Origin of the sequence: Dietzia lutea, assembly GCF_003096075.1 — a bacterium.
Lineage (GTDB): Bacteria > Actinomycetota > Actinomycetes > Mycobacteriales > Mycobacteriaceae > Dietzia > Dietzia lutea.
The window spans coordinates 3,163,913-3,176,933 of record NZ_CP015449.1 but is presented as its reverse complement, the minus strand read 5'-3'; the positions used below and the strand labels follow the sequence as shown (position 1 = coordinate 3,176,933).

Sequence of the window (13,021 nt, the reverse complement as noted above, 5' to 3'; positions counted from 1 at the left end):
GGTCGATGAGCCAGTTCAATCCCACGACCAAGACTCAGGCGGCTCTCTCGGCCGCCGTCCAATCCGCGTCCGCGGCGGGTAACCCGGATGTGCGACCCGGGCACCTGCTCGTCGCCCTGCTCGAGCAGCAGGGCGGGATCGCCACCCCCCTCCTCCAGGCCTGCGGGGTCGACCCGCAGCTCGCCCTGACCCAGGCCAAGGCCCTCGTCGGCGGATACCCCAAGGCGTCAGGCTCGGGGATGGCCGCCCCCAACTTCAATCGCGACGCCCTCGCCGTCGTCAACTACTCCCAGACCCTCGCGGCGGAGATGGGCGACGACTACGTCTCCACTGAGCACGTCCTGGTCGGCATCGCCGCAGGTCACACCGGTGGGGACGCCGCCAAGCTCCTAAACGAGCTCGGCGCCACCGAGGACGCCCTCAAGCGGGCGTTCACCGCCGTCCGCGGTAACACCCGCGTGACCACGGAGAACCCTGAGGACCAGTACCAGGCGCTCGAGAAGTACGCCACGGACCTCACCGCCCGAGCGCGGGAGGGCAAGATCGACCCGGTCATCGGGCGCGACTCGGAGATCCGTCGCGTCGTCCAGGTCCTGTCGCGCCGCACCAAGAACAACCCCGTGCTCATCGGTGAGCCCGGCGTCGGCAAGACCGCCATCGTGGAGGGCCTGGCCCGCCGCATCGTCGCCGGGGACGTCCCCGAGTCCCTCAAGGGCAAGACCCTGCTCTCGCTCGACCTGGGCTCGATGGTCGCCGGGGCCAAGTACCGCGGCGAGTTCGAGGAGCGTCTCAAGGCCGTGCTCGACGAGATCACGGCGGCCGAGGGCCAGATCATCACCTTCATCGACGAGATCCACACCATCGTCGGCGCGGGCGCGACCGGCGAGGGCTCGATGGACGCCGGCAACATGATCAAGCCGATGCTCGCCCGCGGCGAGCTGCGGCTGGTCGGCGCCACGACCCTCGACGAGTACCGCAAGCACATCGAGAAGGACGCGGCCCTCGAGCGTCGCTTCCAGCAGGTGTACGTGGGCGAGCCCAGCGTCGAGGACACCGTCGGCATCCTGCGCGGACTCAAGGAGCGCTACGAGGTCCACCACGGCGTGCGCATCACCGACTCCGCCCTGGTCTCGGCGGCCACGCTCTCGGACCGCTACATCACGCAGCGGTTCCTACCCGACAAGGCGATCGACCTGGTCGACGAGGCCGCGAGCCGGCTCAAGATGGAGATCGACTCGCGCCCCGAGGAGATCGACGCCGCCGAGCGGATCGTCCGCCGCCTCGAGATCGAGGAGGTCGCGCTGCAGAAGGAGACCGACGCCGCGTCCAAGGACCGGCTGGTCGCCCTGCAGGCCGAGCTCGCCGACGCCAAGGAGAAGCTGTCCGAGCTGACGGCCCGGTGGCAGAACGAGAAGACCGCCATCGAGGGCGTGCAACGGATCAAGGAGGAACTCGACGCCCTGCGCACCGAGTCCGAGAAGGCCGAGCGCGACGGCGACTACGCGCGAGTGGCCGAGATCCGGTACGGGCGGCTGCCGGAGCTGGAGAAGCAGCTCGCCCAGGCGGAGGAGAGTGAGGCCGCGGCCGGGGCGATGCTCAAGGAGGAGGTCGGCCCCGAGGACGTCGCCGAGGTCGTCTCCGCGTGGACGGGCATCCCCGTGGGCAAGATGCTCGAGGGCGAGACCGAGAAGTTGCTGCGCATGGAGGACGGGCTCGGTCGCCGGGTCGTCGGCCAGCACGAGGCCGTGCGGGCCGTGTCCGATGCGGTCCGCCGCGCCCGGGCCGGGGTCGCCGACCCCAACCGGCCGACCGGCTCGTTCCTGTTCCTCGGCCCGACGGGCGTCGGTAAGACGGAGTTGGCCAAGTCCCTGGCCCAGTTCCTGTTCGACGACGAACGCGCCATGGTCCGGATCGACATGAGCGAGTACTCGGAGAAGCACTCGGTCGCGCGGCTCGTCGGTGCCCCTCCGGGCTACGTCGGCTACGAGGCCGGCGGTCAGCTCACCGAGGCGGTGCGGCGCAGGCCGTACACGATCGTCCTGCTCGACGAGGTGGAGAAGGCCCACCCGGACGTCTTCGACATCCTCCTGCAGGTCCTCGACGACGGCCGCCTGACGGACGGTCAGGGCCGCACGGTCGACTTCCGCAACACCATCCTCGTGCTCACGTCCAACCTGGGCGCGGGCGGGACGCGGGAGCAGATGATGGACGCGGTCAAGCGCGCCTTCAAGCCGGAGTTCATCAACCGCCTGGACGACGTGGTGGTCTTCGACGCGCTCAGCGAGGAGCAGCTGGAGTCGATCGTCGACATCCAGATCGACGAACTCGCGCGACGCCTCCGTGGCCGCCGGCTCGACCTGCGGGTCGACGACGCGGCCAAGGGCTGGCTGGCCCGGAGGGGCTACGACCCGGCCTACGGCGCGCGCCCGCTGCGCCGGCTGGTCCAGCAGGCGATCGGCGACAAACTGGCCCGCGCGCTGCTCGGCGGAGAGGTTCGCGACGGCGACACGGTCGCGGTCTCACTCGCTGAGGACGGGGAGTCGCTGCACTTGGGCTGACGCCCGGCGCGGTCGCTCTGCCGGCCCCCTGCGCATGACCGACGGGTCCGGCCACCACCGGTGGTGGCCGGACCTGTGTCGTCGGGTGCGGCGGAGGAGCCGGGGTGCCTACTTTTGTGCGTCAACGACAAAAGGGAGGCCGGCCTTAAGGATCGCGGCATCGGCTGTGACGAGTTGCAGGCCCTCCGCGCGGGCCTGCGCCACCAGCATGTGGTCGAACGGATCCCGGTGAGGAAGAGCGGCGGGATCGATGGCGGCCACGTGGGTCGACGACACGGTCAGCTCCTCCAGTCCGGCCGCGAGCACGTCCCCGGCGAAATCCAGGGGCAACTGCAACTTCCCGTTGATCTGCTTGATGGCGAGCTCCCACACGCTGGCTGCCGAATACAACACAGTGGGCGCGGCGGTGATCGCCCCACGTGTCGACGGTCCGAGACGCGGGTTGTCGTCCATGAGCCAGACAAGCGCGTGGCTGTCCAGAAGCACGGCGTTCACTCGCCGTCGAACAAGGCGACGATGTCGTCGTCCGGGCCCATCAGGTCTGAGTCGTCGTAGACGATCTGTCCTTTGAGCGCGCCCCACACGATGTCCGTTCTGCGGTGGGGGACGAGGTCCGCGATCGGGCGGCCGGCACGAGCAATCGTGATGGTCTCTCCGCCCTCGATCCGCTCCAATAACTTGGACAGGTGGGTTTTGGCCTCATGGATGTTCACGGTTGCCATGTGGTCCACACTACAGACTAAGTCGGACTAAGTTCACTCTCCGAAGCCGGGCGGTGTCGGCGAGGCCGCCGTTCGGTCCGCCTTTCGGGCGTGGGCGGGCCTCTCTGGGGCGGCTCCTGCAACGCGATCACACGCCGTGGCCGGAGAACGCCGGCCAGGCGGGGGAGTCGGCGCTGGCGGCGCAGGCGGAGACGGGCCACGTGGTGGCCGCCCTGATCTCCGGCGCCTACCCGGCTCCCTGGGAGGTGTTCGGTGGTCCGGCTGGGCTGCCCGACACGGCCTGAGACGGGGCAAGCGCGTAGAGGGCCTGCCCCCGAGTCGGGAGCAGGCCCTCTACGCGTGACTACCATTCCGGTCAGCTCCGTCAGACGGCCCTGAACCGGTGGTGGTCAGTTACGATCCGCCGAGACCGCCGAGGGAGCCGAGCGAACCGGCCGGGAGACCCGGGCCGATGGGGCTGGGGTCGGCGTTCGGGTCGGTGCCCCGCACGATGACGGACACCGGAGCCGGGGTCCGTCCGGTCCACCTCTCGTAACCCTCGACATGGTCGGTGACGAACTCGATCCGATACGCGTGGGAGCGGGTCGCGAGCTCACGCGCCACCACGTCCTCGAAGGTGATCGTGTTGCCCTCGGGCAGAACGAACGGCTCCCCGACCGGCGTGTCACCGCGGAAGAGCTGCGCCTCGGCGTCCGCCGGGACGCCGGCAGCCCGGTTGATGGTGGCGACGATGTCGACCTCGACACCCTCGTCGGTTTCGTCACCGAGCGTGGCGGTCATCACGAACGTGGTCTCGTTGGTGACGGTGGGTTCCGCGGTATTGGTGATGGTAAGGACCTGCGACTCACTCGCGCGGATGTCGCCGTCGATGCCGCCGTACTCGGCCACGTAGGTGTGCAACACGTCGGGCTCGCCGGGCGCGAGCGCGGTGAACGGCTCGAGCGGAAGAGTGGCTCGTCCCGAAGCGTTGATCGGGGCGGTTCCCACGACCTCGCCGGAACCGGTGTGCCGGAACGTCACGTCCTGGCCCGCGAGGCTGACCGGGTACTCGGGGTTGACCAGCGCGACGAGGTTGCCGGGGTCCTGCCCCGGGCCGACACGGCTGTTATCGGCCGAGAGCGCGGTGGAGCTGTCCAGCACCACCGGATCGACGTCGGCGACCGAGGTCAGGGTCAGCGACTCGGCTGCAGCACCGGACGAGCACTGCCGCTGTTGGTTGGTGTTGCCGAACAGTCCGGACGACGTACGTACGTACTGGAAATCCGTGCCCGCCGCGTTACCGTTGGTGCCGCTGTTGCTGTTGTTCCACCCCGGCAGGTTGACCGAGACCTCCTCGCCCGGGGTCAACGGCGCGCGCAAGGTCATCGACAGCTCGGGCAGGCGGAAGTCCGTGCCGCTCCCCGCGGCGAAGAGGCCGTTATCGGCGTTGCTGGTGCTCGAGTTGGGGCCGTAGCGTGCTGACGCGCCGCCCCAGATGCGGGCGACCTGCCCGTTCGCATCATTCCTGGTCTTGTCGGCGTTGAGGCGAACCGCCGACGGGGTGCCGTTGAGGCCGGTCGCACCCGAGACGCCGACTTCGAGTACGTCGGCGTTCTGTGGGAGGCCCACGTCGAAGGTGAACCGCCCCGTGTTGTCCCCCTGCGAGGTACGCATCGGCCCCGGCCGCACCGTCACGTCGAAGACCTCGCCCGGCGCGACCTCTGCCGGGTACGAGACGTCGATGTTCATCGACGGGGTCACTCCGGCGACCTGACCGGCGTTACCGTTACAGGTGAACGGGATAGCTACTGTTTCGGAGATCGCGTTGGATTGCGCGGAGGCAGCGGGGGCGACGGCAAACGAACTGGCGACGGCAACCGTCGCGCCAGCCAGCACCGTTCCGAGTTTCTTCACCGACATGAGGTTCGATCCTTCGAGGGGCGAGTCAGACGCCAAGCACGGATGAGATGGCGAGCGATCGGATGATTGCTAAACAGGACCTTAGCATTTATTCTGTGATTTGCGACACGATCGTTAGGTTACGGCTACGTGCAACGTCCGGCCGGTACTCCCTGACCGCGTGGACCTGCAGTCCCCCTACAAATCGCCCTGAGGAGCTCATAGACATGCGTTCAGTTTCCAAGTCGATGCGGTGCGCGACCGCCGCAACGCTCACATCTGCTTTCGTGATCGCCACCACCGGTGTCGCGTCGGCGCAGATCCCAGGGCAGAACGTCCCCGCCCAGGTCTTCCCGGTGGACGACACGTCCATCCAGCTCGCCGTCAACGAGCCGAATATCGAGACCGGAGCCGTCTCGATCACAATTCAGAACAACACGGCCAACGCCCTCACCTGCACGGGTATCGGCGGCGGCCCGGCGGCGACGGTCACCCGCGACGAGATCGTCGCCCTCGGAGTGGACCACTGGGCGCGGTACCCGTATGCCCCCTTCCAGGACCTCGAGATCGATCTCCAGTTGCCGTCTTCGGGCAGCATCTCCCTCCCGATCCCCGACCTCCCCGATCAGATGGACGTCGACCTGGGCAGCGTCACCGGACTGCTCCCCGGCAGTCTCGGTGAGCTGTTCTGGCCTGAGATCGGAAACGCCGCCGAGATCGGAACCGCCTACGGGCAGGCCAGGCGCGCAGGACAGGTGGCCGTCCTCGGCGACTCCTTCACGGTTCCGGCCAATACCGCCCGAACCGTCACCGGCGAGCTCGGCGTACTCAGCCAGGGCGAGCGTCAGGACTTCTCCGCGGGCGCCATCGCCACGTGCGTGGTCGACGGGCAGCGGTACATCTTCGCCGGCTACGAGAACGGCCGCCCGGACATCGGGGGCGGCTCGAGCAGCGGTTCCCTCAACGCCGGTTCTCTCGGAAGCTGACAGGCATGAGCAACCGCTCACACTCTGATCGTCCCGCACGCTCGTTTCCGGCTTACCCACTCTCCAGGAGAAGTTCATGAAGTTCACGCACACCACCACTCTGCGCGCCGCCGCAGCAGTCGGCCTGGCCGCGGCCGCGACGCTCACCGGCGGTACAGCTGCGGCCCAGTTGCCCGGTGCGGGCAACGGCGGCGTCGTCGTCCGGGTCGACTCGGATCTCGTCACCGTGGCCGTCAATGACAAGGGCGAGTCGCCCACGCAGGTCACCGGCACCATCAGGAACACCAGTACGACGACGGCCATGCGCTGCGCGACCCCCGGTCAGGATGGCGCCGAGTACCCCGGCCAGGTCACCGAAGCCGAGATCGTCGCCCGCTCGATGGCGCACTACGGCAACAGCATCTTCTCGCCGATCGGTGGAGGTGGCGCAGGAGTGGGAGGCCTCGATCTGGGTTCTCTGGCGCCGGGACTCGATATCGGCAGCGTCACCGGCATTCTGCCGTCCGGCGGCGAGGGCCCGCTCGGTTCGCTCATGGGAGACCCGAGCATCGCCGACGCGCAGGCGCTCGCCCGCGATCTCGGCCGCACCGGCGATCCACTCGTCGCGGGCAACGCCGCCTTCACTCTCCAGCCAGGACAGTCCCGCAACTGGACCGCCGCCCTCGCGCGGCCGATCACCCAGGATGGTGACCGCGGTGAATGGCAGGCAGGCGCGATGTTCTTCTGCAGCACCGTCGGTGACCCGACGCTCCACTACGTGTTCGCCGGCTACGAGGGCGGCGAGTACGCCGCGATCCCCGAGGGTTCCCTCGGCAGCTCCGAAAGCGGATCCGGCGGTTCTGTGCAGTCCTGACCCTCGACCCCACCCTCACTTCCACTCCCAAGGAGCATCATGAGCACTTCTCTCAGGCGCGCTGCCGTTGCCGCGGTCGCCGCCGTCGGTATGGCGCTGGCCGCACCGGCTGGCGCAGCGGCGCAGAACGTCATCCCCGGCGATACCCTGCCGCCCGATCCCACCCTCACCAACCTCGCGGGCGTCGAGGTCACCGTCGATGCAGTGGACCGCGGGACCGGTGCGGTGAGCGGCACGTTCGCCAACACCACCGGCCTCAACCTCACGTGCACCAACCCGCACCCCAACCCCGAGCTGGCGCGGGGCGGCACGGTGAGCACCGCGGCCGTGATCGAGCAGTCGATGGACTACTACTCCCGGTTCCGGCCCACCTATCCCGGGGCGATCGACATCGAAGAGAGCCTGCCGGTCGTCGGCGGGATCGCGGTGTACGGGCCCCTGTGGCCGATTCTCCAGCTGATCCCGACCGGCAGCGCCGCCGCGTTCCTCGCCCCCGAGGTCGCGGCCTCAGCAGAGATCTCGAAGCTGCAGAATTACGCGACGTCGCGCGGCCTCACCGGCGCGGTCCCCGTGTTCACCGTGAATGACGGCGACACCCACGATTGGGCATCCACCCTCGGAAGGGCGGGATACGGCGCCCGTGACAACGTCGGGCTCGGCGCCCTCTTCGTGTGCCGCGCGGGCGACGCCCAGAGCCAGCACTACGCCTTCGCCGGCTATGAGGACTTCGAGGTCGAGGAGAACACCGGCAGCCTCTCCGGTGGTTCCCTGGGCGCAGAATCCGGCAACGGCCCGCTCGGCAGCCTGGGTAGCAACGGCGGCGACAACGGCGGCGACAACGGCGGGGACAACGGCGGCGACAACGGCGGGGACAACGGCGGCGACAACGGCGGCGACGAAGGCTAGGAGCAATGCCGTCAACCCGGAGGTCCGGCACGTAGGTGCGTGTAGGTGACGCGGGGCAGGCACGAGTTTCTCTGGCTGGATAGGTATCAGAGCCGCCTACCGCCGCCGAGGACTCGTGCCTGCTCTGCCATCGCTAGTCATCGAACCGTTCTGGGGCCAGCTCAGCCTGCACATCGCTTGGAGGCCTGCGTCAAGACCATCGGCTTGGCCCTAGACGGGGTCGCCGTCGATGCGTGCATTGACCTTGCGCGCTGACGAACTGCATCTCGCGCTCGGCCACGTCGGCCGGATGTACGGCGCGAACGGGGACGGGGGCGACGTCGCCGCTGCCCGGCGACTCCACCGGAAGGTGGGCCAGATCGGCACGACCTGCCGCCTGGTCGAGCTGTCCCTGGCGCGAGAACACGTGGGCCGTGCGGCGGGTACAGCCGCGGCTGTCCCCTTGGCTCGTCAGCTGGACGACGAAGAGGTTGAGGATGTGGCTGGCTCGATGTCGGGATCTTCGCTGCAATGCACCCCGAGTTCGTAGCGTGGGCCGCGGCCGATGATGAGGACCTCGACATGAAGGCTGACCCGAATGAGGTGCGCGACCTGCGGCCGACGACCGTGCGGGATTGGCTGGCACTGTAGCTTCTAACCGCCACCATGCGTGTCGGGAAGGAGACCACAGTGCGGGAGTTGCCGGGCTCGACGCTGAAGATGGCCTTCGGAGGGGCTGTGGCTCATCATCTGAAGAGCGATGGAGCTTCTTGAGATACTTTCCGGGTAAGGTGTTCCTTATAGCGCCGATGTGGAATGCCGTCTGAAGAGATCTTAGCCGCCCTCGACACGGCCGGTGCGCCCGGTGTGAGGCCCACTCGTCGTCAACTCTATTACCATGGACCCGTGACCAGAGCCACCGCACCCGATACCCAGGTCCGCCCCCTGCTCGTTACCGCGCACGAGCTGATCAACGACGTTTCCTCCCTGCCGACCCCCGTCATTCTGGACGTGCGTTGGCAGCTCGGCGACACCCGCGGACGCGAGCACTATTGGTCAGGGCACATCCCGGGCGCGCAGTACATGGACCTGCCCGGCGACCTCGCGGGTCAGCGTAACGTCCGCGAGGGACGCCACCCGCTGCCGTCGCCCGGGGACTTCGAGGACGCGTTGCGCCGGGTCGGGATCGACAACGATAGCCGCGTGGTGCTCTACGACGACTGCGGCAACACCTCCGCCGCCCGCGCCTGGTGGCTCATGCGCTGGGCGGGCAAGGAGGATGTGTTCCTGCTCGACGGCGGGCTCAAGGCGTGGATCGCGGAGGGTGAGGACCTCGCCGTGGGGCCCGGGAACCCGGTCTCGCGTGGCGACTTCGCCTTCGACTTGGACCACATGCTCACCGTCGGCATCGACGACACCGCGACGTGGCCCGAGCGGGGCGTACTCATCGACGCCCGCACCCCGGAGCGCTACGAGGGCCGCACCGAGCCGATGGACTCGCGGGCGGGCCACATCCCGGGTGCGGTCAACATGCCCACCGGGAACTTCCTCGACGAGCGCGGCCACTTCCTTCCGGCCGACCAGATCCGCCGGATGTTCGCCGACGCCGGCGTGACCAGCGGGTCGAACGCGGTCGTGTACTGCGGCTCGGGCATCCACGCCTGTCACGCGCTGGCGGCGATGGCGGTCGCCGGGCTGGAGACGGGTCGGTTGTTTCCGGGGTCGTGGTCGCAGTGGTCGGCGGACCGGAAGCGGCCCGTCGCGCTCGGCGCGGACCCCCGTTAGGCAAGCCCCGCCACGGTCGGCCACCCTCCGCACGATCTGAGATCCTCTTCCTCGCAGGCAGCGCCCGCACGCGCCGCGCCGCCTGGCCGGGCAGACCGCCGCCGCTGACTACCCTTGAGGGCATGGTCTGGATCTGGTTCCTCGTGGCTCTTGTGCTGCTCGTCGCGGCGCTCGTCCTCCTGCGGCTGGACGCCCGGCAGCGCGGCGGCGGCGCAGGTGGCGGCACCCGTCCCCAGAGGGAGGCGGCCGCCGACATGCCGTCGGTGGGGGAGCCCCCGGGCGACGACGAGGGACCGCGTCTCGACGTACCGGCGGACGGGGCCGAGCAGGATCCCGGGGCGGCGGAACGTACGGGGGCGCCCCGTCTCGCGCCGTTCCAGCGGTCCGAGGAGCCGGACATCGCCGGCGAGGTGGCCGGGGGCGGCTCCGGACCGCAGTTGGGCGACGTGCCGGCGCCGGACGCCGGGTTCGGCTCGGAGGAGCGCTGCGACCTCGAGCCCGCGCCTCTCGATCCGACGGAACCTGCGGTGGAGTCCTCGCCACGCCTGCTCGACCGCGTCCGGGCTCTGCTACCCGCGCGTCGCCAGTGGCGTTCGGCGCCCGATTCGGCCGAGGAGCCGGCCGTCGACCCGCTGGCAAATTCGCCGGTCGTGCGCTGGCTGGAGGACCGGGAGTTCGCGCCGACTCCCACGCCGGCGCCGGAGTTCATTCACGGTGACTTCGCGGGCGGGCTCCCCGCTCTGGGCACGGTGTCCCACGGGGCGTTCCGTGGGCGCCGGGCGATCATGGGGGTCACCGGCGGACGCACGGTCCTCGCGCTCCGTAGGGACACTGCCTCCGACGTGGTCCTCGACCTGAGCCGCCCGGACGTCGACGCCGAGCCGGGGTTCCACGACGCCGGCGAGCTCGGGGAGTTGGAGGCCCGGACCTCGGATTACGGACGGCTCGATCTCATCGACCGCGACCGACTGGTCGAGGTCGTCGGCTGTGTCCCCACCGGGGTCCGCCGCATCTGGGCCGAGGGCGAATGGGTCGCCGCGACGATCGACGGCGTCGACGACCCCTCGACCTGGGATGACGTCGTGGTCGCACTGCACGGCGCAGCCGACGCCTTGGCGGCGTTGCCACCGGTAACAGGTCGGGCCCGCGCGCTGCCCGTCGAGATCGATCCGGGTGCGCCCGGCGCATCGGCAGGACCCGAGGCCGACCCCACCGTCGGGATGGACGGTGAAGTCGGTATTGGCATGTACGGCGCCCCGGACAGGGCGGCGCTGCCGGATCCCGAGGACTTCGCCGTCGTCGACGATCGGAGCGGCGGACCGCAGCTCGGCGAGGTCGCCACCGAGATCACCGCCGTGGGCGGCGCCGGGCCAGTCGGTCCGGGCCACGGCGAGGTCTCCGGCGCGGACACCGACGAGACGGACGCCCCGGCGTCCCCAGAACCCCGGCGGGCCGGCCACCTGCGCCTGGTTCCCGACCGCACCAGCGTGCTCGATCTGGCCGACGCGCCGGTCGTGGCCGACCGGGGGGACACCACCGAGGCCGCCACGGGCATCGCCGCCACCGATGCCACAGACGGACCCGAGGCCGACGGTCCCGAGGCCACAGACGGTCCCGATGTCGCCGCGGAACCCGTCGTCGAGGAGCCCGATCCCTTCGCCCAGATCTTGGAGCCGTCGGGTCCGGTCCCGTCGCGCGGCGACGTCGCGGCCGATCACCTGGCACCGAGGCCTCCCTTGTCGCGTCCGACCCGCGGCGTCGGGCAGGCCTACCCGGAGGACGCCTCGGTCCCGCCGCTGGCCGCGGGCGCGGTCACAGGCAGTGCCGGCATCAAGCCGCTCGGCTCGGAGGACGACGAGGACGAGATCCGTGACGAGGTCAAGCGCTTCGACGCCGCCCGGATAGACGGCGGCTCGGACTTGGCCCCGACGTCCGGGGGCCGTCACGGTCCTGGCCTCGCCGACGCGGCGTCGGGCGAGGACACCGGTCGACTCTCGGTAGCTGAGCTCGCGGCCAAGATGGGTGCCGCCCCGTCGGGCGGCCGACACCGCCACCGCCGCGCGGATACCGACGGGGATCCGGCTGCTGATGGCGAGCAGGGTGTCGACGGCGTCTCCTCTGGTGAGGCGGTGCGCGAGTCGGACGATCCCCAATCCGCCGGCCGCGAGCGACCCGGTGTGGACCCGGATGCGGAGCAGACCGCACGCCTTCAGTTGCCGCCTGATATCCGGGACTGAGGTACGGGCTCGCGCCCACGCCGAAGGTTCCCTCCACGCTCGCTGAGCGGACGGGCCCTCTTGGTCGTGTGGGTAGCGCACGGAGATGAAAGGATTTCTCTGCGGAGAGCCGGTGCGAGATCCCGCGTCGATCGCACCGGTCCCGGGTCGGGAAGCGCCTTGGACAGTGGACCAATTGTCGGTCGCCGTGACAGACTCGGAGCCGGCCCACTGGTCGTAGTCGACGCGAACGGTCTCAAGTTCGACGATGTAGCGATGGGTCGCGATGCGGTCCGTCCGAGCGTTATCGCCCTGCCAGGTCAGCGAGTTGCCGATCTCCGCCAGCGTGGCGGCGAACTCGCCGAACAACACCGGCGGGGCCCGAGTCCGCGACAGGTTGAGTTCGGTCACACGGACAAGCTGCGACCGCCGGCCGACTCTCGTTTCCAAGGCGTCGCCGAACCCAGGTGGCCGTTCTGCCTCCGTCGACCACCCGTGCGGCGGTGGGGGCCGGACTACAGTCAGTCGCGGACGGGCTAGGCCCGCCGTCGTATGAATCGCCGACTCTAAGGAGCCAGATGCCCGCCAGCAGTACAGTCGACGCAACGGCACGGGCACGCCTGGCCGAATTGGTGGCCGACCTCGCCGTCGTCCACGGCCGTGTCACCCTCTCGTCGGGGCGGGAGGCCGACTACTACGTGGACCTGCGCCGAGCGACCCTGCACCACGAGGCCTCGCCGCTCATCGGGCGCCTGCTGCGCGAGCTCACCGCGGACTGGGACTTCGACGCCGTCGGCGGGCTCACCCTGGGCGCGGACCCGGTGGCCACGGCGATCATGCACGCGCCCGGTCGCCCGATCGACGCCTTCGTGGTGCGCAAGGAGGCCAAGAAGCACGGCATGCAGCGCCGCATCGAGGGCCCCGACATCGTGGGCCGACGGGTCCTCGTCGTCGAGGACACCACCACCACCGGCAACTCGCCGCTGACCGCCGTCGCCGCCCTGCGCGAGGCGGGCGCTCAGGTCGTAGGCGTGGCCACCGTGGTGGACCGCGCGACCGGCGCCGACGACGTGATCCGCGCCGAGGGCGTGGAGTACCGGGCGTTGCTGGGCCTGACCGACCTGGGATTGGAGTGACC

Annotated in this window: 12 protein-coding genes; 9 read left to right on the top strand and 3 right to left on the bottom strand. The window is 69.8% G+C overall.

The features are described from left to right. Window positions 1-5: 5 nt before the first annotated feature. Window positions 6-2,558 carry an ATP-dependent chaperone ClpB gene (gene clpB / locus A6035_RS14580; protein ID WP_108848515.1) on the top strand — a complete coding sequence of 851 codons (2,553 nt, stop codon included), beginning with the start codon at window positions 6-8 and terminating at the stop codon, window positions 2,556-2,558. A gap of 108 nt (window positions 2,559-2,666) precedes the next feature. Here clpB and A6035_RS14575 read toward each other — a convergent pair whose 3' ends face one another. Both A6035_RS14575 and A6035_RS14570 read right to left on the bottom strand, forming a co-directional pair. Next, complete coding sequence (locus A6035_RS14575) at window positions 2,667-3,053, bottom strand: type II toxin-antitoxin system VapC family toxin (protein WP_108848514.1); 387 nt, start codon at window positions 3,051-3,053, stop codon at window positions 2,667-2,669. Continuing rightward, window positions 3,050-3,280, bottom strand: a complete 231-nt coding sequence (locus A6035_RS14570; protein WP_108848513.1) for a type II toxin-antitoxin system Phd/YefM family antitoxin — start codon at window positions 3,278-3,280, stop codon at window positions 3,050-3,052. The genes A6035_RS14575 and A6035_RS14570 overlap by 4 nt, the downstream gene beginning before the upstream one ends. A gap of 53 nt (window positions 3,281-3,333) precedes the next feature. Between A6035_RS14570 and A6035_RS14565 the strand changes: the two genes are divergently transcribed. Then, on the top strand, window positions 3,334-3,564 hold the full coding sequence (locus A6035_RS14565) for a hypothetical protein (protein ID WP_108848512.1): 231 nt from the start codon (window positions 3,334-3,336) through the stop codon (window positions 3,562-3,564). A gap of 109 nt (window positions 3,565-3,673) precedes the next feature. On the opposite strand, the gene A6035_RS14560 is transcribed toward A6035_RS14565, so the two are convergent. Next, window positions 3,674-5,179: a hypothetical protein gene (locus A6035_RS14560; protein ID WP_159149486.1), complete on the bottom strand. Its 1,506-nt coding sequence runs from the start codon at window positions 5,177-5,179 to the stop codon at window positions 3,674-3,676. A gap of 266 nt (window positions 5,180-5,445) precedes the next feature. Between A6035_RS14560 and A6035_RS14555 the strand changes: the two genes are divergently transcribed. From A6035_RS14555 to pyrE, 7 genes are all read left to right on the top strand, one after another. Beyond that, entirely contained in the window at window positions 5,446-6,144 is a 699-nt protein-coding gene (locus A6035_RS14555; protein ID WP_108848510.1) for a hypothetical protein, read from the top strand. A gap of 76 nt (window positions 6,145-6,220) precedes the next feature. Continuing rightward, window positions 6,221-6,997: a hypothetical protein gene (locus A6035_RS14550; protein ID WP_108848509.1), complete on the top strand. Its 777-nt coding sequence runs from the start codon at window positions 6,221-6,223 to the stop codon at window positions 6,995-6,997. 39 nt (window positions 6,998-7,036) lie between these two features. After that, a complete protein-coding gene (locus A6035_RS14545) occupies window positions 7,037-7,903 on the top strand; it encodes a hypothetical protein (protein ID WP_162534011.1) in 867 nt (288 codons plus the stop codon). 229 nt (window positions 7,904-8,132) lie between these two features. Beyond that, window positions 8,133-8,432 (top strand): hypothetical protein, encoded by a 300-nt coding sequence (locus A6035_RS14540; protein ID WP_108848507.1) that lies wholly within the window; start codon window positions 8,133-8,135, stop codon window positions 8,430-8,432. 356 nt (window positions 8,433-8,788) lie between these two features. Beyond that, window positions 8,789-9,667, top strand: a complete 879-nt coding sequence (locus tag A6035_RS14535; protein ID WP_235026665.1) for a sulfurtransferase — start codon at window positions 8,789-8,791, stop codon at window positions 9,665-9,667. Between the two features lie 122 nt (window positions 9,668-9,789). Beyond that, window positions 9,790-11,904, top strand: coding sequence for a hypothetical protein (locus A6035_RS14530; RefSeq protein WP_108848505.1), 2,115 nt, complete (start codon window positions 9,790-9,792; stop codon window positions 11,902-11,904). A 557-nt stretch (window positions 11,905-12,461) separates the two neighbouring features. After that, window positions 12,462-13,019 carry an orotate phosphoribosyltransferase gene (pyrE, locus tag A6035_RS14525; RefSeq protein WP_108848504.1) on the top strand — a complete coding sequence of 186 codons (558 nt, stop codon included), beginning with the start codon at window positions 12,462-12,464 and terminating at the stop codon, window positions 13,017-13,019. Window positions 13,020-13,021: the final 2 nt, after the last annotated feature.

Bases quoted from the DNA above. Each gene is read 5' to 3' on its own strand.
- clpB (WP_108848515.1), top strand. From the start codon at position 6: ATGAGCCAGTTCAATCCCACGACCAAGACTCAGGCGGCTCTCTCGGCC.
- A6035_RS14570 (WP_108848513.1), bottom strand. From the start codon at position 3,280: ATGGCAACCGTGAACATCCATGAGGCCAAAACCCACCTGTCCAAGTTA.
- A6035_RS14560 (WP_159149486.1), bottom strand. From the start codon at position 5,179: ATGTCGGTGAAGAAACTCGGAACGGTGCTGGCTGGCGCGACGGTTGCC.
- A6035_RS14550 (WP_108848509.1), top strand. From the start codon at position 6,221: ATGAAGTTCACGCACACCACCACTCTGCGCGCCGCCGCAGCAGTCGGC.
- A6035_RS14545 (WP_162534011.1), top strand. From the start codon at position 7,037: ATGAGCACTTCTCTCAGGCGCGCTGCCGTTGCCGCGGTCGCCGCCGTC.
- A6035_RS14540 (WP_108848507.1), top strand. From the start codon at position 8,133: ATGCGTGCATTGACCTTGCGCGCTGACGAACTGCATCTCGCGCTCGGC.
- A6035_RS14530 (WP_108848505.1), top strand. From the start codon at position 9,790: ATGGTCTGGATCTGGTTCCTCGTGGCTCTTGTGCTGCTCGTCGCGGCG.
- pyrE (WP_108848504.1), top strand. From the start codon at position 12,462: ATGCCCGCCAGCAGTACAGTCGACGCAACGGCACGGGCACGCCTGGCC.